This is a genomic window from Bradyrhizobium sp. CCBAU 53338, assembly GCF_015291665.1.
GTDB lineage: Bacteria > Pseudomonadota > Alphaproteobacteria > Rhizobiales > Xanthobacteraceae > Bradyrhizobium.
Genome location: NZ_CP030049.1, coordinates 457,638 through 482,189, shown reverse-complemented (window position 1 = coordinate 482,189; position 24,552 = coordinate 457,638). Strand labels below are relative to the sequence as shown.

Here is a 24,552-nt window from a genome sequence, read left to right as displayed (position 1 = left end):
AGGGGACAGCCGCGGCGCCAACCATGAGTTCATCCGCGTCGCGACGCGAAGCTTCGTGCCTGGCTTTTTCCCAAATCCGCCGTGACGAGGAAAGGTGCGGTGCCTTTCTCAACACGATGTCATCACCTACTTTTGCGGCCTCAACATCCGGCATGAGCGACAACGGCTTTGTTATCGCGCCAAGCCTTCGCCAAGGGAGAGAATGGCGGTCACTAGGCCCGGCCACAAAGAAACGGGAAAGACCGAGCGCATTGCAGGCTTCGCTACGCGAGCGGCCACGCGCCTAGGACCCGCTATAACATGGTACCGTCCGCACGCGGCCCGAGGCCAAACCACCCGCCATGACCACGGATGACCTCCTCACCGCCTTAACTCCGGAAGAGGTCCGAGCGGTGAATTAGTTGGCGGGTTTTCTGATGCTCGCCGTTGGTTCAGGGCTACCTGGGCCACCCCGGACTCCTCCTTGGTCGCTCGGGGCTTCTGAGCCTAGCGAAACGAGCGGCAGGTGAACGGACCCCACGCTCCACGGTTGCCACGGCACTGTTGTCAGCTGACAACATGCGGGACAACTAGCGGCAAGGGAAACGGATGACGCCTGGAGACGGCGAATGGCGCTAGCGTTCGCGTTGCGCTGTCCAATCCATCAAGCGGGCAATGGTGCGGCACGAGCGAGGAATGCGCCACCCGCTGCTTGCATGCCGGGCGGGGGGCTGGATGGGTACAGACCGGGCTGAGTGCTGACAGATTAGACCGGGTTGATTCCTGACAGGCAAGGCTCGTCTGATTCGAAGGAGGATCAGGCGATGCCTTTCAGGGAGAGCAGTCCTGTGGAGGAGCGTGTCGCGTTGTTTCGAGAGTACGAGACGGGGGCATTTTCGGTGACGGAGCTGTGCGCGCGGCACGGCGTCAGCCGAGAGACGTTCTACGTCTGGAAGCGGCGTCGGGAGAGCGGGGAGCGGCGCTGGTTCGAGGAGCGCAGCCACGCGGCGGCGAGTTGCCCGCATGCGACGGCGGGGCGGCTGGCCGATCGCATCGTCGCGACGCGGCAGCGGTTTCCGCATTTCGGCCCGAAGAAGATCAAGGCATGGCTTGAGCATGAGCGGCCGGAGGTCGACTGGCCGGCAGCCTCGACGATCGGCGACATCCTGAAGCGTGAGGGCCTGGTCGAGGCGCGTCGGCGCCGACGCCGGGCGATTGCGCAAGGCGAGGTGGCGGCGCCGGCAAGCGCACCCAACGAAGAATGGGCGATCGACTTCAAGGGCTGGTTCCGAACCCGCGACGGCAACCGCTGCGATCCGCTGACCATCACCGATGCGGCGAGCCGCTATCTTATCGAAGTGCGCATCGTCGATCCGACGGGGGCGGGCGTCAGGAGCGCCCTGGAACGTGTTTTCAAGGACATCGGCCTTCCCGCCGCGATCCGCTCCGACAATGGTGCACCGTTTGGATCGACGGGGGCGGGCGGCCTTTCGGCGCTCTCGGTATGGTGGCTCAAGCTCGGTATCGAACCGCGCTACATCCCCCCGGCGAGCCCGCAGGACAACGGCCGGCACGAGCGCATGCACCGCACGCTGAAGGCCCAGACCACGAAGCCGCCCGCGGCAACGGTCGCCGAGCAGCAACGCCGCTTCGATGCCTTCCGCCACCACTTCAACCAGGAGCGGCCACATGAGGCGCTCGACCAGATGCCGCCCGTCAAACTCTGGCAGTCGCCCTCGCGCACCTTGCCACGCCGTCTCGATGACCCTTGGTACGACGCCGATCACGAGGTTCGCCGGGTGCGTCCCACCGGCGATATCAAATGGCGCGGCGAGCACGTTTTCGTTGGCGAGGCGCTCGCAGGTGAGCTCGTCGGCCTCTGTGAGCACGACACTAGCGGCCACCTCGTGCGCTTCTGCGGTCGCGATCTCGGGCTGATCAATTGCGAGCGGCGTTTCCTGCGCTTTGCTCCGCCGCGCGCGCGGCTCCGCATCGCGCAGGAAACGCCGCAGACAGGAGAACAATGATCGAATATTGTCAGGCATCAGCCCGGTCCAAAATGTCAGGAATCAACCCGGTGGACCATGCAACCCGCGCGATTGAAGTACTCGCATACCACGCCACTGCCCCCGAAGGGGCCTCCAACTTTTGGTCGAGCCTCGACAGTCCCAGCGGGGACTAGACTGCACCCCAAACCGACACAGATGGACTGGTCGGGTAAGGCGCTTGAGGAAACTACATTGTTGATCCGGCAATTTACCGCTCGGATGGATCCATCCCGCTCGAGACGATCCCCGCTCGGAACCGGCTCAAGAGCCTTTGTCTCGTAGTCTGCGGTCGGCCCCCGTACTGTTGTCAGCTGACAACATCTTGTGCGATGTGGGGGAGGGCAAAAGAGGCGCGATGAGAAAGCAGGCGAGTCGGCGTTGTCAGCTGACAACACCTCCTAGGTGATCTGCAGAATTCCGACGGGTCGCCCATTCGAGCACTTGTAGCCCGCGCGTCCGGCGAAACATGGTTAATGCATTTTAATGGTGAATCCGACACCAACACTTCGCAGCAAAACGTTGTCAGCTGACAACACAGCCTAGCTCAATCTAGGCCTTTGATACAGGCGTTCTCACGACTGGCCAGAGCGAGTGAAGGCCCGCGAAGCTCCAAATCGAACTACGGTTGGCTAATCGTTCGAACCCTTCTTGAAGAAGTCTCGTAACCGTTCTTTGACCATCCGCCGATACGCCGTTAGCTGGTCGGAACTGAACTCTTCAAGACGACCGTTGCCACGCCTACTCGCCAAATCTGGCTGCTATCTCCGCGAGGGGTAGTTCTCGATATGACCTTCGCACCGCCGCTACAGACTGCCTAATCATGCGCCAGACTCATGCGGGGCCCAGTGGGGGGCCATCGCCGCTTGTAGATGAGCCGCCCAGCAACTGCCCCCGCCGGTAGTAATGATGCCAACCGGGTTGCTCTACAGCTCTACAGGCGGACGGCCGAGGAAGGAGAATAGAGGCTAGGACTCCGACATCGGTTTAAAGACCGATCGGCACTAACGCTTGCACGCTCATCATAGCAGTTGAAGCTATGTCGCTATGACGGAAATTAGCGACATGATAGCTTCCGTGTCGCCGATTCTCATCAAAGTTATCAAGGCGTTGTCTAGTAGCTACAAAATACCAGAACCGTTGCCCTGGTCGGCGATTGCACTTCCGCTCGCAGCCGCGGAAGATGCTTTAGCCCGTCTAGATGAGCGCCTTGCGAAAAGCCCAATCCGAGACGGTTGGATTAGTCGGACGCACTTCACCGACGCATGCGCCACTCTATGGCTGGAAGGCGAACTCGTCCACCTCGAAGATCTCGTTCTTCATGACGCTGGCATGGATGTTCGTGCGCCAACTCACGAGCTGAGCCGAGCTCGCGATGTACTCCGCGCCCGCCGGCGCATTCACCGCGAGGGCCCCGACTGGGCTCTCTCGTCCGTCGGGATCACCGATCTGCGCGGGTTAGCCGGCACAAATGGAATAGAAGAGGAGGACTGCGAACCGCCGAACATCGGAACTACGCATCATGAGGCGGAGCAGGACAGCCATGTGCCGAGAACCCACGACTACTCTTCTGTAACTCAGAGCAATGACGGACTCGCGCAGGCTTTCGCAGAAATCGACGCCGCGATCGCCAAGACCGACCAGATCTTAACCAGCGATCTCCGTCGAATGACCGAGCGGGATCCACTGGTCTACGACCCCGATTGGGACGAAGAAAAGCGTCTTGCCGTCTGGAGACGCGGCCTTCAGCAAAGCAGGAGCCTGCCTCCGACGCTCGCGGCGGCCATTGCCGCGGACAGCTGGCGCAGTCTCGAGCCCCTTCAGCACCGACCCTGGCTTGGCCAGCTGCTTACGTCTGCGCTGCTAGGTCATCGGAGAAAAGCACGCTCACACCTGGCTTGCCTGCATGAGGGGCTGAAGACGATCCCGCGTGAGCGACGCCGCTCGCGCGACCTTGCAACCCGTCTCGTCGCGGAGCTTGAGGCCATCACGGCCGCTGGTGAGATTGGCCTGAAGACGCACGACAGGTGGCTGAACGAACGCACTCTGATGCTTCGAAGGGTGGCCGGCCATCGATCGACGTCGAAATTGCCGGCGCTTATCGATTACGTCTTCAGCCGGCCAGTCGTTTCTGCCGGCATGATCGCAGAAGAGCTGGATATCACACCGCGTGCAGCATTGAGTCTCGTAAATGAGCTTGGTCTGCGCGAGACCACTGGACGAGGGCGTTACCGAGCCTGGGGTGTTCTCTAAAAAAGATAACCTACCCGAGTGCCAGCAGACGACCAATCTGCCGGTTCCTAATGCCCGCAGGATCAACCCCGCCATCGAGAATTCCCGAGACTCTTGAAAAATACAGCTTGCGCCCAAGCGGGCCTCCGCACCGATTGATCCCCTCCTCCATGACTCGGACTCAACAAGAGAGATGGACAAACGGCCGATCTGCCGCAGGCTTCGTTCTCGTGACCTTGGAACGGCCTAAAGTCCTGCTGCCCATGCCGTTGCGGCGCTTGAGCTCGGCGGCTCTCCTAAGCTCAGCCTGCCGCGAACGGACAGGGGACTCGATGCTCGTGACCACCCACAGGCGAAAACGATAGCGGGTGGTGGGCTTGTCGATGGGGCTAAGGCCCATGTATCATCTGCATCCTTTCCTTGGGCTCCGGCGCTACGAGAATGACAGGGTATCCCGACCGCGGCAATCGTATCCCGTTGCGTGGTGTCGCTGGCGGCGATCACCGCGATCGTAGGCAGGAGCCGGGCAGATCAGCTGGCGATTGCCGGAGGGCTGAAGGCTGAAGGCTGCATCATTCATTGGCAGCGGTTTACAGAGTCATGCAACAGCCGCGTTGGACGGCCCATTCATCATTATTTTGCTCGAGCGGGATCGCGCCGATCAGGCGTACGATGGCGTCTTCGTTCAGGAAGATGCCGACCACCTCGGTGCACCGCTTAATCTCGTCGTTAAGGTCCTCGATTGGGTGGTGGAGTGCTGCTTGGTCCGGGGCTGCGGCGAGAAGGTCACATAGGCCAGCACATCGGTCCAAGCCTCGCCAGCAAGCGCGCAAGCTTGGGCAATTTTGGCGGAGCTGGTCGGCGACCTTGCACCATTGCGCCTTTTCTGTCTCCGCATCGTCTGGGCAAACGCAGTAGCAATGAACGCTGAGACGACGCGGCGTCCACTTTTTTGCCGGCATGCGCCGGGGCGTTGTTAGAGGCAATGCCGGAGACGCCGATGTCAGCGTCCGCCGAACGCCCTGAAATAGTGTTCGATCAAAAATTGCTGCAGATCCTCGTCTGCCCGCTGACTAAGGACCCGCTGGAATTTGGCTCGGCCAAGCAGGAGCTGATCTCGCGATCGCGCAAGTTCGCTGACCCGCCCGTTTTCATAATCCGTTAGGCAAAGCGGCGATCTGGCACGGGATTTGATCTCAAGAGCCTGGGTGCTCGGGTAGTGAAACTTTACCGTCGTGGCGAACAAGTCGAGAAACGCCCGGCCACTTCCGGGCCGGGCCCAAGCGGGGATAGAACCCATGAAAATGGTTATGGCAATTATCAAGCCATTCAAGCTGGAAGACGTCCGTGACGCCCTGACCGACATTGGTGTTCACGGTCTCACGGTGACAGAAGTCAAGGGATATGGCCGTCAGAAGGGCCATACGGAAATCTATCGCGGCGCCGAATATGCCGTGAACTTCCTGCCCAAGATCAAGATCGAGGTCGCTGTCGCTTCTGATCAGGTCGACAAGACCATCGAGGCCATCACGTCCGCTGCGAAAACCGGGCAGATCGGCGACGGCAAGATCTTCGTCATCAATCTCGTCCACGCGGTCCGCATCCGCACCGGAGAGACCGACGCCGCGGCCCTTTGATTTCGCGGCCTGGATCTACCTTTCGATAACCCGAGCTTCGGTGTGGTGCCGTGCCAGTTCGCGCGCAGTTCTTCCGGATCGGAACCGTGTTTTTCGCGAGATGCACCGCGGCCTATCGACAGCGGCTCGGGTCGCTGTAGTCCGATCGCGCAAACCGGCGCCGCACTCGCTAGAGCTGGCCCTCGATCGCTTTCTCGGAACCGGAAGCATCGCGTCGGGAGCATTCCTTCAATGCGGCGGAGGAACTCGGGCCGATTGCTGAGCAGCACGTCGTGCTGTTCAGCAGATCGCCTATGCGCCGCATTGCGGACCGTGTCACTAAAGGTACCGTCGCGTTCGCCAACAGTTTGGCACGTTCCAGACAGTAGGCGCGTTTGCGTTCCGACGGAAACGGGGCGGCCGTGTGGCGGTCGGCGATGATGTTTTTGAGCGTTGGGCATTCTCGTGATGAGCGCCACATCTGACCGCTTCCCGCGACAATGAGGCGCGGGAGAAGAATGCTTCGACCATGAGATTGTACCCTCGCGAGCTCCCGGGCATGCATGTAGAGGAGAGTGCCAAGCTACGATGGTCAACTTCTTGCAAAGTCCTTCGAACAACGTCGGCGCGTTTCGACATTCAGTCCAGGCGCCAGAGCATCACGCGGCGAAGTTTTCACAACTTATGCCGTCCCGCTGCAGCGAGCCTCGGGCTTTGACAGCTCGTAGCCGCCGTACTGCCTGAGCTCTTAAGACCAAGCTGCGCATCTGCGTAATCTGTATGCACGGGCTCAAGTGCACTTGCTGCCTGGAGAGCTTTATGCGGATCATCGCAAACCGCCGCTTAAGGAAGCGGGGCTGTCGATGATCTCGCTCGGCGCGACGGGCTATCATGGCGGCCGCTGGAGGCCAACCCGAGGCAATCTTTCCGGCAAATGCGGGCCAAATGTAAGGGCCAAGTACCTCGCGGCTCAAGACAATCCACCGCATCCAGACAAGTGCTAACGTCGCGGGCATTTCGATGCCGGCCGGTTGGCCGAGAATGGACGACGAGCAGGCTAGCAAGGGCTATTGCCTCTACAAAATGGCTGCAAGGGGAAACCACCTAACGCTTGCTCGACCAGAGTGCGCAGCAATTCGGTATTGAGAACACCATGGCGACGTTCGTCCATGCGGCATGTGATGGGGCTGAAATGCCTTACGAGCAAGCGCGGAAGCGCCGCCCACGAATTCAGTCGAACTCAGAGAGTACAATGATGGGCATTCAGACGCCCAACCGATTCACGCTCGGTAACTCCAGCGAGGGCGATCTTGTCGATCCGCTGACCAGGATCGAATTCACCTGCTTATCGAGGTGAATGTCGATTCCGATAATGTGATCCGCAACGCGGTCTCAACGAGACGATGCGGCGTGGTATTGGGCGCGCGATGCCTTGGCGTTCACCGAGCGAATTTGCTGGGTCTGTACCGGCACGCACGCGCCGGCACCTGCGCGCAGTAGTGAACCGCTTGGCATCGTCATCCGGGAGATTCCCAGTTTAAACCTGTTACATCATGCAACTATGCATGACTATCTCGTGCATTTTTTGTCACGTGCATGCTCTGGATTGGGCTGGCTTCGGTCGGCGCGGTCTTCGCAGTCGAGGCTGACGCCAAGGCGGCCTCAGCACTTGCGCAATCGATCTCATTCGTCGCGTTACTGCTCACCAGGCTCACCAGGCTCGTGCAAACAAAGAAACTCGATCCATTCAAGAGCGCATTTTCGAGGCACCCAGCGTACAAGCTTTCGCCGTAGGCGAACCTAATGGCGGTGGCACATTGCCTGCAGGCGCTCGATCTCTAGAAGGACGTCGACAAACTCCACGTGCTGTTACGGCGGCAAGAACCCGCATGCGAACTGGCTAGTTGGAGTGCACCCAATGTCGAAAGAGGAATACAATGAACGGGTCGCAATTCGAGCGCGGAAACATCGTGGCAGAAGAGCTGTCGGCGACGGTCGCCTCGAAAACGACCGATCCGATTCAGGAACACAATTCCCGCCCCAAAGCCGAAGGCCTGTACGATCCGAGCCTGGAGAAGGATTCCTGTGGCGTCGGCTTCATCGCCAACATCAAGGGCCAGAAGTCGCATGAGATCGTCTCGGATGCGCTGAGCATCCTCTGCAATCTCGAGCATCGCGGCGCCGTCGGCGCCGACCCGCGCGCCGGTGACGGCGCCGGCATCCTGGTGCAGATCCCGCACGCCTTCTTCAGCCGCAAGGCCAAGGAGAACAAGTTCGAGCTACCCGCGCCGGGTGAATACGCCATCGGCGCGCTGTTCATGCCGCGCGACACCGCCTGGCGCAACGTCATCAAGAGCATCATCGCCGACCAGATCAAGGCGGAGGGCCTGACCCTGCTCGGCTGGCGCGACGTGCCGACCGACAATTCCTCGCTCGGCGTCACCGTGAAGCCGACCGAGCCTGCCTGCATGCAGGTGTTCATCGGCCGCAATGGCGTTGCCAAGACCGAGGACGAGTTCGAGCGCCGGCTCTACATCCTGCGCAAGTCGATCTCGCAGGCGATCTACCAGCGCCGCGACCGCGGCCTCGCCGGCTATTACCCCTGCTCGATGTCCTGCCGCACCGTGATCTACAAGGGCATGTTCCTCGCCGACCAGCTCGGCAAGTACTACCCTGATCTGCACGAGAAGGATTTCGAGAGCGCGCTGGCGCTGGTGCATCAGCGCTTCTCGACCAACACCTTCCCGGCCTGGTCGCTGGCGCACCCCTATCGCATGATCGCGCATAACGGCGAGATCAACACGTTGCGCGGCAACACCAACTGGATGGCGGCGCGCCAGGCTTCGGTGAGCTCCGAGCTGTACGGCAAGGACATCAGCCGGCTCTGGCCGATCTCCTACGAGGGACAGTCGGACACCGCCTGCTTCGACAACGCGCTGGAATTCCTGGTGCAGGGCGGCTACTCGCTGCCGCACGCCGTCATGATGATGATTCCGGAGGCGTGGGCCGGCAATCCGCTGATGGATGAGAAGCGCCGCGCCTTCTACGAATATCACGCCGCGCTGATGGAGCCGTGGGACGGCCCGGCCGCGATCGCCTTCACCGACGGCCGCCAGATCGGCGCCACGCTCGACCGCAACGGATTGCGGCCGGCGCGCTATCTCGTGACCAAGGACGACCGCATCGTGATGGCGTCCGAAATGGGCGTGCTGACCATCCCCGAGGACCAGATCATCACCAAGTGGCGCCTGCAGCCCGGCAAGATGCTGCTGGTCGACCTCGAACAGGGCCGCCTGATTCCCGACGACGAGATCAAGGCCGAGCTCGCCAAGAGCCATCCCTACAAGGAGTGGCTGGAGCGGACCCAGATCGTGCTGGAAGACCTGCCGAAGGTGCCGACCACGGGCGTGCGATCCAACCTCTCGCTGCTCGATCGCCAGCAGGCGTTCGGCTACAGCCAGGAAGACATCGCGATCCTGATGACGCCGATGGCGGCCACGGGGGAGGAAGCCGCGGGCTCGATGGGCAACGACACGCCGATCTCGGCGCTGTCGGACAAGGCCAAGCCGCTGTTCACCTATTTCAAGCAGAACTTCGCCCAGGTCACCAATCCGCCGATCGACCCCATCCGCGAGGAGCTGGTGATGAGCCTCGTCTCGATCATCGGGCCACTGCCGAACCTGTTCGACCTGCAGGGCATGGCCACCACCAAGCGCCTCGAAGTCCGTCAGCCGATCCTGACCGATGCGGACCTGGAAAAGATCCGCTCGATCCCGGAAGTGGCCGAGTCGCACTTCAAGCCGCGCACGCTGGACACCACGTTCCACGCCGGCCTCGGTGCGGCGGGTATGGACCAGGTGCTGGACGAGCTCTGCGCACGCGCGGAAGTCGCCGTGCGCGAAGGTGTCAACATCATCATCCTGTCCGACCGCATGGTCGGCACCGACCGGGTGCCGATCCCCTCGCTGCTGGCCTGCGCCTCCGTGCATCATCATTTGATCCGCACGGGCCTGCGCACCTCGGTTGGCCTCGTCGTCGAATCCGGCGAGCCGCGCGAAGTGCACCACTTCGCTTGCCTTGCCGGCTACGGCGCCGAAGCGATCAATCCTTACCTCGCGTTCGAAACCATCATCGCGATGAAGGACCGCCTGCCCGGCTCGCTCGACGACTACGAGATCGTCAAGCGCTACATCAAGTCGATCGGCAAGGGGCTGCTCAAGGTGATGTCCAAGATGGGCATCTCGACCTACCAGTCCTATTGCGGCGCGCAGATCTTCGACGCGGTCGGCCTCAAGGCGGATTTCGTCGGCAAGTTCTTTGCCGGCACGCATACCCGCGTCGAGGGTGTCGGTCTTGGCGAGATCGCGGAAGAGGCGGTGCGCCGCCATGCCGACGCGTTCGGCGAGGCTCAGGTCTACAAGACCGCGCTCGATGTCGGCGGCGAATATGCCTATCGCAGCCGCGGCGAGGACCATGCCTGGACCGCCGAGTCGGTCGGCCTGCTGCAGCATGCCGCGCGCGGCAATTCGCTGGAGCGCTATCGCGCCTTCGCCAAGATCCTCAACGAACAGTCGGAGCGTCTGCTGACGCTGCGCGGCCTGTTCCGGATCAAGAACGCGGAGGAAGAAAAGCGCAAGCCGGTGCCGCTCGACCAGGTCGAGCCGGCCAAGGACATCGTCAGACGTTTCGCCACCGGCGCGATGAGCTTCGGCTCGATCTCGCGCGAGGCGCACACCACGCTCGCGATCGCCATGAACCGGATCGGCGGCAAGTCGAACACCGGTGAAGGCGGCGAGGAAGCCGACCGCTTCAAGCCGATGCCGAACGGCGATTCCATGCGCTCGGCGATCAAGCAGGTCGCCTCGGGCCGCTTCGGCGTCACCACGGAGTATCTCGTCAACTCCGACATGATGCAGATCAAGATGGCGCAGGGTGCCAAGCCCGGCGAAGGCGGCCAGCTGCCCGGCCACAAGGTCGACGCCACCATCGCCAAGGTCCGGCACTCGACGCCGGGCGTCGGCCTGATCTCGCCGCCGCCGCACCACGACATCTACTCGATCGAGGATCTGGCGCAGCTCATCTACGACCTCAAGAACGTCAACCCGACGGGCGACGTCTCGGTCAAGCTGGTCTCCGAGATCGGCGTCGGCACGGTCGCCGCGGGCGTCGCCAAGGCGCGCGCCGACCATGTCACCATCGCGGGCTTCGAGGGCGGCACCGGCGCTTCGCCGCTGACCTCGATCAAGCACGCCGGCTCGCCGTGGGAGATCGGCCTTGCCGAGACCCATCAGACGCTGGTCCGCGAGCGGCTGCGCAGCCGCATCGTGGTCCAGGTCGACGGCGGCTTCCGCACCGGACGTGACGTCGTGATCGGTGCGCTGCTCGGGGCCGACGAGTTCGGCTTCGCCACCGCGCCCTTGATCGCGGCCGGCTGCATCATGATGCGCAAGTGCCATCTCAACACCTGCCCGGTCGGCGTCGCGACCCAGGACCCCGTCCTGCGCAAGCGCTTCACCGGCCAGCCCGAGCACGTCATCAACTACTTCTTCTTCGTCGCCGAGGAAGTGCGCGAGATCATGGCCTCGCTCGGCTTCCGCACCTTCAACGAGATGGTCGGCCAGGTTCAGCTGCTCGACCAGACCAGGCTGGTCGCGCACTGGAAGGCCAAGGGCCTCGACTTCTCCAAGCTGTTCGTCAAGCAGAAGGAAGAGAAGGGCCAGAAGATCTATCACTCCGAGCGCCAGAACCATCATCTGGAGGCTGTGCTCGACCGCACGCTGATCGAGAAGGCGACGCCTGCGCTCGACCGCGGCGCGCCGGTGAAGATCGAGGCCAAGATCAACAGCACCAACCGCTCTGCCGGCGCGATGTTGTCGGGCGTGGTCGCCAAGATCTACGGCCATGCCGGGCTGCCGCACGACACCATCCATGTCGGCCTCAAGGGCACTGCCGGCCAGGCCTTCGGCGCGTGGCTGGCGCAGGGCGTCACCTTCGAGCTCGAAGGTGAAGCCAACGACTATGTCGGCAAGGGGCTCTCGGGCGGCAAGATCATCGTCAGGCCGCCGGCCAACAGCGGCATCGTGCCGGAAGAGAGCATCATCGTCGGCAACACCGTGATGTACGGCGCCATTCAGGGCGAGTGCTACTTCCGCGGCATCGCCGGCGAACGCTTTGCCGTGCGCAATTCCGGCGCGGTGGCGGTGGTCGAGGGCGCGGGCGACCATTGCTGCGAATACATGACCGGCGGCATCGTGGTCGTGCTCGGCAAGACCGGGCGCAACTTCGCGGCCGGCATGTCCGGCGGCATCGCCTATGTGCTGGACGAGACCGGTGACTTCGACAAGCTGTGCAATCTGTCGATGGTCGAGCTCGAGCCGGTGCTGTCGGAAGAGCTGATCAACGCCGGCACCTACAACCACTCCGGTGACCTCGAGGCGCATGGCCGGGTCGACGTCTTCAAGAACCTGCTCGACTCCGACGTCGAGCGGCTTCACGTCCTGATCTCGCGCCACGCCAAGGCGACCGGCTCCAAGCGCGCCGCCGATATCCTTGCCAACTGGAAGGAATGGCTGCCTAAATTCCGCAAGGTGATGCCGGTCGAGTACCGGCGCGCGCTGCGCGAACTGGCCGCCAACGCGGACGCCGAGCCGAAAATCTAAATCGGGGCGTAAGAAAACGATCTCATGGTGAGTGGGGCGCGAAGACCGCCTCGTAAATACACAAGGCCGTCGCCGACAGCTTTAATTACCAAATCAAACTGATCGCGATGCAACATTGAGGCGTGTTAGGCCTCGCCAGACGGACCGTGTTTCTTGGCGGCGGATCGAGGTCAAGCGACTGAAGACGCTGGAGGAGGAGAATGCGAAGCTGAAGAAGCTTCTGGCCGAGCAGATTCGATGCGGCTGCCCTTCGCGAGCTCCTTTCAAAGAAGGGGAGGGGGCCCCCCCGCCACGCGCGCTGCCGTCTGCAGGCTGTCATGAGCCTGTCGGTGCGGAGCGCCTGCTCAATCATCAGCGCGGACCGGAAGATGATCCGCTATCAGTCCAGCCGCCCGCTGGATGCGGAGCTGCGCGGCCGGTTGCGCGATCTCGCCACCGGGCGGCGGCGGTCGTTCGGCTACCGCCGGGTGTTCGTCCTCTTACGACGGGAAGCAGAGCCATGGGGGATCAGCCGGATCTACCGGCATTATCGGGAAGAAGCACTCGCGTCCGCAAGCGGTGAGCTCGCCGCAAGGCCGTGGGGACCCGGCCCCGATTCTGGTGCAGGCCAGGCCCAATGCACGCTGGTCGCTGGACTTCGTTCATGACCAGTTCGGCATGGACGGCACTTCCGCATTCTCAACATCGTCGATGACGTGACCAAAAAGTGCCGGGGGGCTGTTCCGGATACGTCGGTCTCGGGCCAGCGCGTCGCCCGCGAGCTGACGTTCGTCGAGCGACGGGGCAAGCTACGGATGATCGTGTCCGACCATGGCACCGAGTTTCACCTCCAATGCCATGCTGCCTGGTGCAAAGGACACAATCATCGACTGGTACTTCATTGCGCCCAAAAAGCCGATGCAGAACGGCTTCATCGAAAGCTCCAACGGCTCGATGCGTGACGAACTCCTGAACAAGACCCCGTTTTCGATCTTGACGACACCCGCGCCAAGATCGTCCGCTGGGTCGCTGACTACGATATCCGGCGCCCTCACTCGTCGCTAAATACCTCACCCAGCGGCCTATGCCGTCCAACTCACCGCAAGGACGACCGGTTACGCAAACCCGACCAGCTCCGCCGATCGTCCGCTGCTACACACGCGCCGCTCAGCGTACAAAACCCTGAGCCTCTAACCGCTGCCGGATGAGTGGCAGGTCATGCCGATTATACAAGGATTGATCTGTCCAGGATCAACTTATCGCCCCGCCGCTCGGGGTACTGCGATGCGTCTCGTTTGGATGCCGAGCCACGAGATGCTTGCGGATTTCCAGGCTGTTATGGCTCAAGCCGAAGGTAAGAACTGCTGAATCGCGCGCTGTTGGCATGTGATCACCAAACAGTTGCGGGGAGACTTGATATGAATGGGCTGCTTCATCAGGTCTGACAGCTGTTTAACTGCATCGATGATCATCACTGGTCGACTCCCGGCGGACCTCCTGATGTGAGGCGGCCTAATGGGCACGTCACCTACGACTCGCTGGAGAGTTTGATTGATTGTCTCACTAGCGACGCGCCGATCAGACGAGTGACTCCTCGCCTTCCGTATTTGAAAGGAACAATCAGGCGTTGGTACGACAGCTGAACTTTGTCGTTCAAATGGGGGCGAAGAATCTTGGCATCGACCTCATCTAGGCGAGGTTGGTGCGTTTCTAGGACGGACTCGTACATACGATGCACCCATCGCCCATATTCATAATCCGGTTGTTCATCAACCGGAATGCCGGGCGCATTCTCCCGCCAGGTCTTGCTGAAGATTTCGAAGCCGGCTCCGAGATCGATAATGGTGAGGCGACCAGCCACGGCCTCAATTGCGGCGAACCTGACCGCGGCTGGGGAGCACAACGCCTTCTTCAGAGCTGTCAGATCGGCGGTTCGGTCCGAACAGTCCCAGTAGGACAAAAGCATGGATAGTGGACCTTGGCAGCCTACCAAAGTCTCAATCGGCATCTGCCTGTATCGAATGTTTGTCGCCGCTCGCTGGCAAGGCTCGCCTAGCCGCTGATTTATATATGTGACCGCTTGCGAACGAGTTGAAAACAACTTGTCGGCGAGGTCTACCGAATTTGAAATGACCATTCGCTCCACCCCAAGGTCGCTGACAAGATTGATCGCCGCAGCAACGCTGACTGGGGTGGCAGTCTCAAACCGGATTCGTATCTGTGCCGACCCGGGGCGGAACAGAGCAACTGTCACGAAACCCATATTATTGATGAGATAACTCAGGAAATCGAATTCGGTCACTGGGTAGTGTAGAAAACATTTACGCAGAGCTGAAGAACATGCGTCCCAAGCGTGGCCGCGATCGTCCAGTACGATTGTCCGCATGAGGGCCTCACGGCAAATCTGAGTGCCATTGTTTGCGCCAACTATGCGACTACAAAACATCGCGCCCGCGCGCTTGCACAGTACCGCCGGCAGCTGGCAGCTGCGAAACAAGATGCCAATCCAATGCAAGCATCAACCTGCCGAAGTTGGTAGCCCAGAATGGGCCCGCACGACGGGACCTCATTGGCTGCGGGACATTCCTACCAGGGCTGGTCATTGATCGTCTGTAGCGGTCGTGTATCAACTCGTGAATGATGAAAACGGTCGGGAAATGGTCGTCTGATACTGAAATCAGTCGCCGAACAACCCGCAGAGAGTTCTTATGCATTTCCAGTCAATATCGCTCATCCCCGACACTCACGACGATCTGATTCTAATCCCCAGGGTCGAGGCGGAGATCGCGCGATATGGCATGAATGAGAGGCTGAGTCGCGCCTATACCGTCCCTTCGACGATCAGCCCGATCCAAGGCCGCTACCGGAGACCAGGATCATTACCGGCGCTGTTGCAGACATGTTTGACGCGCTGGTTGCGTCATTGAGCGATACCCGGCTGGAGCCCGACCTCGATGATCTCCTCTGGCCGACGGTCAACCTGTTCCATCGCGCCGTCGAACGCATCGAGCGCCAGCTCGACGTCAACGAACAGGCGCAGCAGAAGAGCCAGCGCGAGCAGAACGGCTCGGAAGTGCGCTCGGTCGAGCTTGAGCGCCTAACCGCCGAGGGCATCTCGCTGATCGAGCGCCGCAACTGTCTCGAACTCTTCCGCGACCAGGCGATCGAGCGCTTCGAAGTCCACACGGGGTCTGCTTGGCGCCCACGGTCGGGATCACTGGTCAGCCATCGCACGCTCACCGCGGCGATAATCGATTCCCGCGACTTCATCGCAGCCAAGCGCCGCTCGGAAACCGAGATCATGGTGCCGCCGGGTCCGAAGATCGCCCTGACCGGTGGGCTCGACTTCAACGACTATAGCCTCGTCTGGGATCGGCTCGACAAGGTGCACGCCAAGCATCCCGACATGGTTCTGCTGCACAGCGCTTCACCGAAAGGCGCCGAGCTGATCGGCTCCAAATGGGCAACCAGCAAGTGCCACAGATCGCATTCAAACCGGATTGGACCAAACACGCCAAGGCAGCGCCCTTCAAGCGCAATGACGCGATGCTCGAACTGCTGCCGATCGGCGTCCTGCATTTCCCCGGCACGGGCATTCAGGACAACCTTGCCGATAAGGCAAAGCGGCTTGGCATTCCGGTCTGGAAGTTTGGCGGCGCGTGAGCGCCGTCTTGCCGTCAACCGACGAGTGGCGAGGCCGCACCCGCCGTAACTCCGCCTCGTTTTGTTTATACGTCGGCGGCTGGGCTGCGGTGGTGGTGGAAGGCGCGAGCGCTCACACGCGTGCCTTGGAGCCACCACCATGCTCGCCCTCGGGCTTCTTCTCAATATTGCTGGTATCGGCCTATTTGCTGGCTGATCGTTGTGCTAGCGGTCTATGCGCTGCGCTTTTTGTTGCGATCAATATCGGATTGATGGCGTTCAACAGCGGTGCGGGCATTGTCGGCGCACTGCTCGTCGGCACAGTTTGCGCTGTGCTCACACTCGCAGCCGGCCAGCTGGCCATTACCCTTAGCCGCCACGTGGCCCTGCGACTTGCAATTGCGGCCGTGTTCGTCGTTCCCGCGGCCGTTGCCGGCTATCACGTGGTGTTCGCGCTCTCACAGATCGGAGCGCCGTCGCTGGCTTGGCGCGAGGTCTTCGCATGGCTGGGCGCGGTTTGCATCGGCTCGTCAACATTCACGCGCTTGACGCTCATCTCGAAGACCCGCCCGATCGAGCCGGAAAGGACGGGCGGAGAGCCGTCCCGCCCCGTTCTCACGGCCGCGGCAAACGAGGGATGAACTTTCCGCGCTTTTGTCGTCGAACAGGTCGCAGAATAAGCACCCTCGACGATGGATGATGCTCACCAGAGCAGAGGAGGCGGACGGTCCTCTCAGAAACCTTCGAACACGTGCTGGAGATTTCCGATCCGGCACACATAGCTGCCACGGCTGGACCCGCCGCACCGCTTGACCGCTTTGCCGGGACGATGCCGCCCATTCCCGCAGATTGTTTCTCTTCCTTCCCGAACCGTTCCGACCTCTTGTGCAGAGGAACCGAAATTCGCCAAGCTTCTCCCCGGGTTTGAGGTTCAGCACGCGGACGCACGAGGCCTCTTTGATGGCTCGATCTGGCCGAAGACCGGCTGCGCCTCGATCGGCTGAGCCGCAACGCCGTTGCTGCGACTTTCTTCCCCTGGGCTCACGCCCATTCCTCGCGAGACAAGAAAGTCTCTTCAACGGCGTCCTCCGCTGCGCTTCAGCCCGCGAGCGGGTGCGTCGCCGATCGTCCTCGCCCTTGAGATCGCCATCGAGGCCGCGGTGGTCGCGGGCTCGAAACACAACGGAGAAGCAAGATGGCTAATATCGGAACTTTCAAGAAGGTCGGCAATGATTTCCAGGGCGAGATCGTCACGCTGAGCTTGCAGGCTAGGGGCGTCCGCATCGTCGCCGAGACCAACCGCTCCAACGAGAACGCGCCCAGCCACCGCATCTATGTGGGTCGGGCCGAGATCGGCGCAGCCTGGTCGAAGCGCTCCGAAGAGGGCCGCGACTACCTCTCGATCAAGCTTGACGATCCCTCCTTCAACGCGCCGATCTACGCGAGCCTGTTCGACGACGAAGGTGGCGAGGGCTACAACCTGCTCTGGTCCCGGCCGCGCAAGAACGGCGAGTGAGATCCTCCGCCAAGCCCCGCCCGGTTCGCCGGGCGGGGTAATATCTCCATCGGAGAAGCATCTCGCTAATACGCGACACTGCGGTCGCATCCGCCGGTTGTCCGCAACTGCGGGCGTCAAGCTATCCCCGAGCAAAACCCTCGATCGTGCGGCGGACACGCACTTTGCCGGGACCAACGTGGTAGTCTTTTATCACAGCGCCTTCCAGAGCTTGCTCGGCCATGGTGGAGCGGTTGCGCTGGCGCAGGTAGTCGTGCCAGGTGTGGAAGTGATAGCGCTCGATCCACGCTTCTGGGTCTGCCATGTTTTGTGCGATCGACCAACCGTAGGCGCCATTGCGCTGCCTGACGAGCCGAAGCTCTTGCATGGCCTCCCGAAAGTCCGGAGCGTTTTTCTGCTCCACCCGATATTCGATCTCGATCACCACAGGTCCGTCGCGCCCCCTGACCGGCAACCGCACCTGCGGATCTTCGAGGAGGCTTCCCTCTTCGGCACCCTCACCAACAGAAGGCATCCGCAATCGTAGGCCGACCAGAGGAGATGCCAGCATCAGCGAGGCTGCGACAAGCAGCGCTGTTTCAACGCCGGCGATGTCGGTGAGATGTCCCCACCCCCAGCTGCCTATGGCAAGACCGCCGGATGCGGCGGCCTGGTACGCCGCCAGAGACCTCGCGGCAACCCAGCGGGGTGCAGAAAGCTGTACGCCGATGTTCAAGAGCGTCCAAGACAACGTCCACCCTGTACCAGCCAGAACCAATCCGAACGCAGCCATCAACGGATTGTGGCTTAGTGCCAGAGTTGCAATACCCGCTGCCATGGACAGCGTGCAGCATCTCATGGCGGCTTCGCTACTTAAGCGCTCGCGCACCAGCGAGATATTGATCGCTCCCAAAATGGCTCCCAGGCCAAAGGCGCCCAGCATCACGCCGTAAGTTGGCGCGCCACCGAGAAGGCGATCACGTACGACCACTGGCAACAGCGCCAGGATAGCTCCGCTGACCAACCCGAATATGATCGTTCGGACCAACACGATCATAATAGGTGGCGAGTTCGTGATGTACCGGACGCCCAACAGGATGGCATGGCCGAGCCGTTCCGGTGGGAGACGCGACCGCTCACTTGCGCGCTTCCATAGATAGAGCGCGGCGATAAGTGGCACGAACGAGATCGTGTTGAATGTGAACGCGGCTACGGTCCCGGCGGAGGCCACAATGATACCCCCGACTGCCGGACCTACGCTCCGCGCGATGTTGTAGCTGATGCCATTCAACGCAACTGCGGCGGGCAGGGCTTGTGGAGGCACTTGCTCGCCCACTGCCGCCTGCCACGCGGGTCCCAACATCGCGGTGCCACAGCCTGCTGCAAAGCAGAGACCAAGCAAGAGGTCCGGCGTAAGCAATCCCAGCAAAGCGAGTACCGCCAGCGTAGCGCTGGCGGTCAGTGCAATACCGAGTGAAATCAATGCCACGATGCGCCGGTCATGCAGGTCAGCAATTGCGCCGGCCGGAATCGCAATGAGCATCACCGGCAATCCGAGAGCGGTTTGGACCAGCGCGACCTTGTCCGCTGACGATGACATTTCGGTCATAGCCCAGGCCACCCCGACTCCCTGTACCAAACTACCGAGATTTGACACCAGGCTGGCGGTCCAGATGCGGCGGAACGTGCGGTGCCGCAGAGGGGCGGTAATGCGATCGGCCTTGGCAGAGTGGAGGCGAGCTTCAAGGTCAGGCGAGGTTGGCTCAGCTTCCTCGGTCGTCGACCGCTCTTTCGGCTTGCCCGGAGCCAGGACAGGGCCGTTCAATGAGCGAAGCGAATTATCTGGACACACGAAGGTCTGCCTTTCGGCGGACCTTTTCGCGGTCCTACCGATCCCTTAGAATCACACATTATACCCATGCCCGCCGAAGAATTGCAGTGACGAAGTCCTACTTCGCGCCGGATTGCCGCACCGAGAACAAATGCCCGTGAGGCGGGATAAAACATATCTGACATGTGCAGTGGCTCGACGATGAGCTGAGGGCCGCGATATCTGGTTCTCGGCGTCCGGGGGCCGTACTGATCAGTTCTCGCAGATGTCCTGCGGTACGTGCACGCAGCACTGGCCTGGGTCATCACCTGAATGGCCTTAATCTGCAACGGTGAGGCAGCGTTCACATGGATGACGCTGCTAGGATAGACGTACTCGACTGGACGGCCGAGGCGGTGAACTACCGACTCACCCAGTTATTGCGGCCGCGATGCGCAAAGCCGGACCGTTAGGACGTTCCTCATCGTCATACAGATTTCTAAGATTGGTAGCCGACGAGGCATGATGTCGTGTGAGCAGCTTAACGGCTTGCCTATGAAGTGCTACGAACAAGCAGCACCGATTATCACGTCTCGCCCCACATAGCTCCGGCGCCGGGACGAAGCGCACCGCTTGACCGGCTTTGCGGGGACGATGCCGCCCATTCCCGCAGATTGTTTCTCTTCCTTCCCGAACCGTTCCGACCTCTTGTGCAGAGGAACCGAAATTCGCCAAGCTTCTCCCCGGGTTTGAGGTTCAGCACGCGGACGCACGAGGCCTCTTTGATGGCTCGATCTGGCCGAAGACCGGCTGCGCCTCGATCGGCTGAGCCGCAACGCCGTTGCTGCGACTTTCTTCCCCTGGGCTCACGCCCATTCCTCGCGAGACAAGAAAGTCTCTTCAACGGCGTCCTCCGCTGCGCTTCAGCCCGCGAGCGGGTGCGTCGCCGATCGTCCTCGCCCTTGAGATCGCCATCGAGGCCGCGGTGGTCGCGGGCTCGAAACACAACGGAGAAGCAAGATGGCTAATATCGGAACTTTCAAGAAGGTCGGCAATGATTTCCAGGGCGAGATCGTCACGCTGAGCTTGCAGGCTAGGGGCGTCCGCATCGTCGCCGAGACCAACCGCTCCAACGAGAACGCGCCCAGCCACCGCATCTATGTGGGTCGGGCCGAGATCGGCGCAGCCTGGTCGAAGCGCTCCGAAGAGGGCCGCGACTACCTCTCGATCAAGCTTGACGATCCCTCCTTCAACGCGCCGATCTACGCGAGCCTGTTCGACGACGAAGGTGGCGAGGGCTACAACCTGCTCTGGTCCCGGCCGCGCAAGAACGGCGAGTGAGATCCTCCGCCAAGCCCCGCCCGGTTCGCCGGGCGGGCTTTCCGCACATCGGCGCGAATTCCATGGGCTCGGAATGCGAATCTTAATTTTGCGATGGATTCAGCACTAGCCACAGGTCGGCGCCACTGAGATCGGCAAACCCCTTCGCACCGGCCTGTTACGATCAGGGCCATCTCGCTCCAAAGACGGCCCACGCGTTACACAAGCGACGTAGGCGTATATCCCGCGATTGTCGAAACAGAGGGTGTTATTTCTTCTTGCGGTCAAGTCGGGTCGATTTGCGCCCTTTAGGCAATGTTTTATGGATCGTAGCGCCCTTTGGTAATGGAAGGAATAACTCGTTGAGTTGGACACCGAGGGTGTCAGCCAACCGGTCAAGCAAATCAATCGTAGGATTTTCCAACTTCCGCTCAAGACCACTCATATACGAACGATCTATTCCCGCGTCATAAGCCAATTGCTCCTGCGGAATACCGCGATCGACGCGTATCCGGCGTATATTCCAGGCTACGAGTGCGCGAGCTTTCATTTGCGCAGGCAGCCATTTGGTGGCCCATTAAACCACTGGATATGGCCCGACTATTTAAGTAGGCTCTCGATAGAGAGACCGTTCAGCACGCCATCACCAGAACATCCCGTGTCTCCCAAGGAGGTTGCTGGCGCAGCTGAAACGGTAAGACTTTTGTAGGCCGTTGGAGCCGTCGACGTGCGAACAGTGCTGTCCGAACCATCGTCGCACCTGTGGGAAGCGTCCTACCCTCACTTGGGGCAGGTGCTTTGGCTTTTTCGGAAACAGTTACTTCCGCTTGGCCAGTTTTCCTTCGTTTCGCGCCTCCTCGTCCGGCGCGATGAGATCAACCGGAGTGACGCCCAACGCACTGGCGAGCTGGAACAGGCTTACGACGGTTGGATTGCGGCGGCCGCGTTCCAAGTCGCTGATGTATTGTTGAGTAAAGCCGGACAGGTCGGCGAACTTCTCCTGCGTAAAGCGCTTTTGCTTCCGCAGCTTTGCGAAATTCCGGCCGACCAACTTGCGCATGTCCATTCGCGCAAGTTGCGTCTTACATACTATGAGGTTTATCTCCTATAGTATGTATCTGCACCGACCCCGGAATACGACTAAAATGAGACCGCTCGTCAATCGCGCGTCCAGGAACCTTGCAATTATTCGATGTTTGTTGTCAGCCCATGACCAAGTTCAACTTAAATCCCGAAGTGGCCGATGCCCCTCCCGCTGGGGACGCCATGACCTCCTACGACGAACAGCATGTCGTAACCTACATGCGCCTTCTGCAGGCGGAGAGCGAGGGGGCCGATTGGTCCGAGGTCGCTCGGATCGTGTTGCACATCGACTCCGATCGCGAGCCGGAGCGTGCGCGTACTGCATACCAGACACATGTTCAGCGCGCGAAGTGGTTGACCGAACAGGGACGTCTGTTGCGCGGACCTAGATCAACCTAGAATAGTTTTCTAGACGGCTTTGGTTCTGACGACACCTTTTTCTCGGCACTCGGGCGTGGTGACTCACGTGCACCACGTGGTGACAAGCTGGCATCTTTTCCCAAAGGCCTGTTCGCAGCTATTGCGCCGTCATCGTTGTTAGCTCTTTGCAATGAGGCGGATGTTATGGCCCAAGTCGATTGGCGCTCCCCGGACTCCTACGACTACCTGAATAATGCTGACCCCACTGATATCGCTTGGGAGTTCGTGCGTCGCAATCCTGAATACCAACGTGACTACCAGGCTGTGATCGCCAAGAGCCCGACGGGTGAAGTCACCGAGGAATTCAGGAGGAAGTGGGGCATCTGCTTTCGCCCATGACCCGCAGCGGTCCTTTGATCAACAGACAATCTTTTGGGCGCCCGAGGCGCTGCCGGATGTCGTCCCGGTTGCGGTAACGACGTCAGGCGCTGACCCGAGTGCGCCAGATCTACCTCTATTCAACGTCTCGACGGCCGAAATGCGTCGCGCCGCTGATGGGTGGCACGCCGTGCTGCGCATCGGGACCGTGAACCACCGTGTCTGGTTGAAGGATGAACCTTCCATTGGTCATCGCTATGCCGCCAAACTTCCCTTCGATGAGAACTTGCCGCCGCGAGCGCATGCAGCTCGCAGATTGTGGCGCGCGCTCAACGGACGCGCGGCAGGCCCCGCTTTCCACGAACTTTCCAAACAGCGCCGGGATCGCCTAAGGCAAGTCGCGCGTGCGCTCGACGCACGTCATGCCGGTAGCAGCTATCGTGTGATCGCGTTGGCACTGCTTGGAAAGAAAAGCGTCCCAAAGCAAGCCTGGAAGACCCACGATTCCCGTAGCCTCATCATCCGTCTGGTACACGACGGCTTCTCCTTGATGCGGGGCGGCTATTGCAGGCTTCTGCGCTCCGGGCGCAGGAACAAATAGCCTCATCGCGGGGGTGTCGAAACATGCACCCCCGATCTTCGGCATCCCCCTCCGAAGCCCTGCTTCTCCAAGATGACCACACCCACGCCGGCGCCCTCATGGGTGGTGCGCCGCCATCTTGGAGCTCTCAAATGCCCGATCCGACCGCCGGACTTCCTCCGCGTTTCCTGCGCACTCCCGAGGCTGCACGCTACCTCGGCCTGTCTGGCCGCACGCTGGAAAAACATCGCACTTACGGTACCGGGCCGACCTACCGGAAGATCGGCGGCCGCGTCGTCTACGCCTTGGACGACCTGAAAGCGTGGGCCGATCTCGGCGCCAAAACGTCCACTTCTGACCCTGGCAAAGACACGGTGCTGCCGGCCAAAAAGCATTCGCAACTACGTCGTTATGCCGGCCAGGAACACCGCTGATGGTCGCTCTGAAGGCAATCATCATGCGACGCATTCAGCAAGCCGACCGCCATCAGCTTGAGCTTTTCCGCGCCCTGCCGGGAGATCTTGCTCCACGCGATGCGCAGGATCTGATGGCTTATCCATTCTTTTCGCTGGCTAAGACCAAAAGGATCGTGCCCATCGATTTCTGCGCCGGAACAACCTCAATCCGCGTCGAAGCTGTCCCGGAGCACGGCATGGCAACGATCTGGGACGCCGACGTCCTGATTTGGGCTGCCTCCCAGATCGTCGAAGCTCGCGATGCCGGTCTGAAAACATCACGCCTGATAGCCGCAACGCCATATGAGATTCTGACGTTCGTCGGCCGCGGCACCAGCGCACGCGACTACGACCGGCTGAAGGCAGGTCTTGACAGACTTCAGTCAACGACCGTGCTGACCTCGATCCGTCAACCCGCAGAACGGCGGCGGCACCGCTTCTCCTGGATTAACGAGTGGAAGGAAGCCGCTGATGCATATGGCAGACCATTTGGGATCGAACTGATCCTGCCAGATTGGTTCTATGCCGGCGTGATCGATGACGCTCTCGTTCTGACGATCGACCGCGCCTATTTCGACCTGACAGGTGGCCTTGAGCGCTGGCTTTACCGGCTGGTGCGCAAGCACGGCGGCCGGCAGCGCGGCGGCTGGAGCTTCGACCTTGCCCATCTTCATGCCAAGTCCGGCAGCCTCTCGCCGCTCAAGCATTTTGCCTACGACGTTCGACAGATTGTCCAGCGGCAGACATTGCCGGGCTATCGGCTCGTCCTCACGCGCGATCCAAACGGCCGCGAGCGGCTGAACTTCGCCTCGATCCCAAACCTTCCCGTTACGGCGCGCCTGTCGGCGCGTCGTTCGGGACCAATTTCAGGGGACAACCTGTGAATCAGCTCGTGCTATCGGGGACCGCAACCCTCGTG

General features: G+C 61.0%; 22 protein-coding genes and 3 pseudogenes. 19 read left to right on the top strand and 6 right to left on the bottom strand.

Going from position 1 to position 24,552, the window contains the following annotated elements:
* The first annotated feature begins 803 nt into the window (after positions 1–803).
* Together XH90_RS36460 and XH90_RS36455 are read left to right on the top strand one after the other, a co-directional pair.
* The gene (locus XH90_RS36460) at positions 804–2,006 is read left to right on the top strand and encodes an integrase core domain-containing protein (RefSeq protein ID WP_128929795.1); all 1,203 of its coding nucleotides are present in this window, start codon (positions 804–806) and stop codon (positions 2,004–2,006) included.
* 1,083 nt (positions 2,007–3,089) lie between these two features.
* Positions 3,090–4,277 carry an RHE_PE00001 family protein gene (locus XH90_RS36455; RefSeq protein WP_128929796.1) on the top strand — a complete coding sequence of 396 codons (1,188 nt, stop codon included), beginning with the start codon at positions 3,090–3,092 and terminating at the stop codon, positions 4,275–4,277.
* Positions 4,278–4,867: 590 nt separating this feature from the next.
* On the opposite strand, the pseudogene XH90_RS36450 reads toward XH90_RS36455, so the two are convergent.
* Positions 4,868–5,218 (bottom strand): annotated as a pseudogene (locus XH90_RS36450) (transposase); the annotation flags it as partial.
* 38 nt (positions 5,219–5,256) lie between these two features.
* Here XH90_RS36450 and XH90_RS36445 point away from each other — a divergent pair.
* From XH90_RS36445 to XH90_RS40000, 8 genes and pseudogenes are all read left to right on the top strand, one after another.
* Positions 5,257–5,421: a Trm112 family protein gene (locus XH90_RS36445; protein WP_128929798.1), complete on the top strand. Its 165-nt coding sequence runs from the start codon at positions 5,257–5,259 to the stop codon at positions 5,419–5,421.
* A 133-nt stretch (positions 5,422–5,554) separates the two neighbouring features.
* Positions 5,555–5,893: a P-II family nitrogen regulator gene (gene glnK, locus XH90_RS36440; protein ID WP_128929799.1), complete on the top strand. Its 339-nt coding sequence runs from the start codon at positions 5,555–5,557 to the stop codon at positions 5,891–5,893.
* Positions 5,894–7,025: 1,132 nt separating this feature from the next.
* Positions 7,026–7,229 (top strand): hypothetical protein, encoded by a 204-nt coding sequence (locus XH90_RS39350; RefSeq protein ID WP_232995619.1) that lies wholly within the window; start codon positions 7,026–7,028, stop codon positions 7,227–7,229.
* A gap of 75 nt (positions 7,230–7,304) precedes the next feature.
* Entirely contained in the window at positions 7,305–7,676 is a 372-nt protein-coding gene (locus XH90_RS39345; RefSeq protein ID WP_232995620.1) for a nickel-dependent hydrogenase large subunit, read from the top strand.
* Between the two features lie 133 nt (positions 7,677–7,809).
* Positions 7,810–12,531, top strand: coding sequence for a glutamate synthase large subunit (gene gltB / locus XH90_RS36430; protein WP_128955105.1), 4,722 nt, complete (start codon positions 7,810–7,812; stop codon positions 12,529–12,531).
* A 317-nt stretch (positions 12,532–12,848) separates the two neighbouring features.
* Positions 12,849–13,178 carry a hypothetical protein gene (locus tag XH90_RS40010; RefSeq protein ID WP_371746377.1) on the top strand — a complete coding sequence of 110 codons (330 nt, stop codon included), beginning with the start codon at positions 12,849–12,851 and terminating at the stop codon, positions 13,176–13,178.
* Between the two features lie 48 nt (positions 13,179–13,226).
* Positions 13,227–13,472, top strand: a complete 246-nt coding sequence (locus XH90_RS40005) for a hypothetical protein (protein ID WP_371746376.1) — start codon at positions 13,227–13,229, stop codon at positions 13,470–13,472.
* Positions 13,369–13,718: pseudogene (locus tag XH90_RS40000) on the top strand (transposase). Before XH90_RS40005 ends, XH90_RS40000 begins: the two are co-directional and overlap by 104 nt.
* 135 nt (positions 13,719–13,853) lie before the next feature.
* Here XH90_RS40000 and XH90_RS39675 read toward each other — a convergent pair.
* Together XH90_RS39675 and XH90_RS36420 are read right to left on the bottom strand one after the other, a co-directional pair.
* Positions 13,854–13,985 (bottom strand): hypothetical protein, encoded by a 132-nt coding sequence (locus XH90_RS39675; RefSeq protein ID WP_256438973.1) that lies wholly within the window; start codon positions 13,983–13,985, stop codon positions 13,854–13,856.
* 53 nt (positions 13,986–14,038) lie between these two features.
* Positions 14,039–14,896 (bottom strand): hypothetical protein, encoded by an 858-nt coding sequence (locus XH90_RS36420; RefSeq protein WP_128929800.1) that lies wholly within the window; start codon positions 14,894–14,896, stop codon positions 14,039–14,041.
* A gap of 438 nt (positions 14,897–15,334) precedes the next feature.
* On the opposite strand from XH90_RS36420, the pseudogene XH90_RS36415 reads away from it, so the two are divergent.
* The 3 genes and pseudogenes from XH90_RS36415 to XH90_RS36405 form a co-directional block, all read left to right on the top strand.
* A pseudogene (locus tag XH90_RS36415) lies at positions 15,335–16,173 on the top strand (DUF2493 domain-containing protein); the annotation flags it as partial.
* Positions 16,170–16,793: a hypothetical protein gene (locus tag XH90_RS36410; RefSeq protein WP_313753974.1), complete on the top strand. Its 624-nt coding sequence runs from the start codon at positions 16,170–16,172 to the stop codon at positions 16,791–16,793. The pseudogene XH90_RS36415 and the gene XH90_RS36410, both read left to right, overlap by 4 nt.
* Positions 16,794–17,347: 554 nt before the next feature.
* A complete protein-coding gene (locus tag XH90_RS36405) occupies positions 17,348–17,668 on the top strand; it encodes a DUF736 domain-containing protein (RefSeq protein WP_128929802.1) in 321 nt (106 codons plus the stop codon).
* A 121-nt stretch (positions 17,669–17,789) separates the two neighbouring features.
* Here the strand turns inward: XH90_RS36405 and XH90_RS36400 are convergent, their stop codons facing one another.
* Positions 17,790–19,358: an MFS transporter gene (locus tag XH90_RS36400; RefSeq protein WP_232995657.1), complete on the bottom strand. Its 1,569-nt coding sequence runs from the start codon at positions 19,356–19,358 to the stop codon at positions 17,790–17,792.
* A 1,119-nt stretch (positions 19,359–20,477) separates the two neighbouring features.
* On the opposite strand from XH90_RS36400, the gene XH90_RS36395 reads away from it, so the two are divergent.
* Positions 20,478–20,798 carry a DUF736 domain-containing protein gene (locus XH90_RS36395; protein WP_128929802.1) on the top strand — a complete coding sequence of 107 codons (321 nt, stop codon included), beginning with the start codon at positions 20,478–20,480 and terminating at the stop codon, positions 20,796–20,798.
* 247 nt (positions 20,799–21,045) lie between these two features.
* Here XH90_RS36395 and XH90_RS36390 read toward each other — a convergent pair whose 3' ends face one another.
* Both XH90_RS36390 and XH90_RS36385 read right to left on the bottom strand, forming a co-directional pair.
* Entirely contained in the window at positions 21,046–21,327 is a 282-nt protein-coding gene (locus XH90_RS36390; protein WP_128955107.1) for a helix-turn-helix domain-containing protein, read from the bottom strand.
* A 267-nt stretch (positions 21,328–21,594) separates the two neighbouring features.
* Positions 21,595–21,843, bottom strand: coding sequence for a helix-turn-helix domain-containing protein (locus XH90_RS36385; RefSeq protein ID WP_128929805.1), 249 nt, complete (start codon positions 21,841–21,843; stop codon positions 21,595–21,597).
* Positions 21,844–21,986: 143 nt separating this feature from the next.
* Here XH90_RS36385 and XH90_RS36380 point away from each other — a divergent pair, with 143 nt between their 5' ends.
* From XH90_RS36380 to XH90_RS36360, 5 genes are all read left to right on the top strand, one after another.
* Positions 21,987–22,259 (top strand): DUF2285 domain-containing protein, encoded by a 273-nt coding sequence (locus XH90_RS36380; RefSeq protein ID WP_128929806.1) that lies wholly within the window; start codon positions 21,987–21,989, stop codon positions 22,257–22,259.
* Positions 22,260–22,424: 165 nt separating this feature from the next.
* Positions 22,425–22,619 (top strand): transcriptional regulator domain-containing protein, encoded by a 195-nt coding sequence (locus XH90_RS36375; protein WP_128929807.1) that lies wholly within the window; start codon positions 22,425–22,427, stop codon positions 22,617–22,619.
* Between the two features lie 139 nt (positions 22,620–22,758).
* The gene (locus XH90_RS36370) at positions 22,759–23,199 is read left to right on the top strand and encodes a DUF2285 domain-containing protein (RefSeq protein WP_188637459.1); all 441 of its coding nucleotides are present in this window, start codon (positions 22,759–22,761) and stop codon (positions 23,197–23,199) included.
* Positions 23,200–23,330: 131 nt separating this feature from the next.
* Positions 23,331–23,612, top strand: a complete 282-nt coding sequence (locus XH90_RS36365) for an AlpA family transcriptional regulator (RefSeq protein ID WP_128929809.1) — start codon at positions 23,331–23,333, stop codon at positions 23,610–23,612.
* 23 nt (positions 23,613–23,635) lie between these two features.
* Positions 23,636–24,517, top strand: a complete 882-nt coding sequence (locus XH90_RS36360) for a replication initiator protein A (RefSeq protein WP_128930181.1) — start codon at positions 23,636–23,638, stop codon at positions 24,515–24,517.
* Positions 24,518–24,552: the final 35 nt, after the last annotated feature.

Bases quoted from the DNA above. Each gene is read 5' to 3' on its own strand.
- XH90_RS36460 (WP_128929795.1), top strand. From the start codon at position 804: ATGCCTTTCAGGGAGAGCAGTCCTGTGGAGGAGCGTGTCGCGTTGTTT.
- XH90_RS36455 (WP_128929796.1), top strand. From the start codon at position 3,090: ATGATAGCTTCCGTGTCGCCGATTCTCATCAAAGTTATCAAGGCGTTG.
- XH90_RS36445 (WP_128929798.1), top strand. From the start codon at position 5,257: ATGTCAGCGTCCGCCGAACGCCCTGAAATAGTGTTCGATCAAAAATTG.
- glnK (WP_128929799.1), top strand. From the start codon at position 5,555: ATGAAAATGGTTATGGCAATTATCAAGCCATTCAAGCTGGAAGACGTC.
- XH90_RS39350 (WP_232995619.1), top strand. From the start codon at position 7,026: ATGGCGACGTTCGTCCATGCGGCATGTGATGGGGCTGAAATGCCTTAC.
- gltB (WP_128955105.1), top strand. From the start codon at position 7,810: ATGAACGGGTCGCAATTCGAGCGCGGAAACATCGTGGCAGAAGAGCTG.
- XH90_RS40010 (WP_371746377.1), top strand. From the start codon at position 12,849: ATGAGCCTGTCGGTGCGGAGCGCCTGCTCAATCATCAGCGCGGACCGG.
- XH90_RS36420 (WP_128929800.1), bottom strand. From the start codon at position 14,896: ATGCGGACAATCGTACTGGACGATCGCGGCCACGCTTGGGACGCATGT.
- XH90_RS36405 (WP_128929802.1), top strand. From the start codon at position 17,348: ATGGCTAATATCGGAACTTTCAAGAAGGTCGGCAATGATTTCCAGGGC.
- XH90_RS36395 (WP_128929802.1), top strand. From the start codon at position 20,478: ATGGCTAATATCGGAACTTTCAAGAAGGTCGGCAATGATTTCCAGGGC.
- XH90_RS36390 (WP_128955107.1), bottom strand. From the start codon at position 21,327: ATGAAAGCTCGCGCACTCGTAGCCTGGAATATACGCCGGATACGCGTC.
- XH90_RS36385 (WP_128929805.1), bottom strand. From the start codon at position 21,843: ATGGACATGCGCAAGTTGGTCGGCCGGAATTTCGCAAAGCTGCGGAAG.
- XH90_RS36380 (WP_128929806.1), top strand. From the start codon at position 21,987: ATGACCAAGTTCAACTTAAATCCCGAAGTGGCCGATGCCCCTCCCGCT.
- XH90_RS36375 (WP_128929807.1), top strand. From the start codon at position 22,425: ATGGCCCAAGTCGATTGGCGCTCCCCGGACTCCTACGACTACCTGAAT.
- XH90_RS36370 (WP_188637459.1), top strand. From the start codon at position 22,759: ATGCGTCGCGCCGCTGATGGGTGGCACGCCGTGCTGCGCATCGGGACC.
- XH90_RS36365 (WP_128929809.1), top strand. From the start codon at position 23,331: ATGCCCGATCCGACCGCCGGACTTCCTCCGCGTTTCCTGCGCACTCCC.
- XH90_RS36360 (WP_128930181.1), top strand. From the start codon at position 23,636: ATGCGACGCATTCAGCAAGCCGACCGCCATCAGCTTGAGCTTTTCCGC.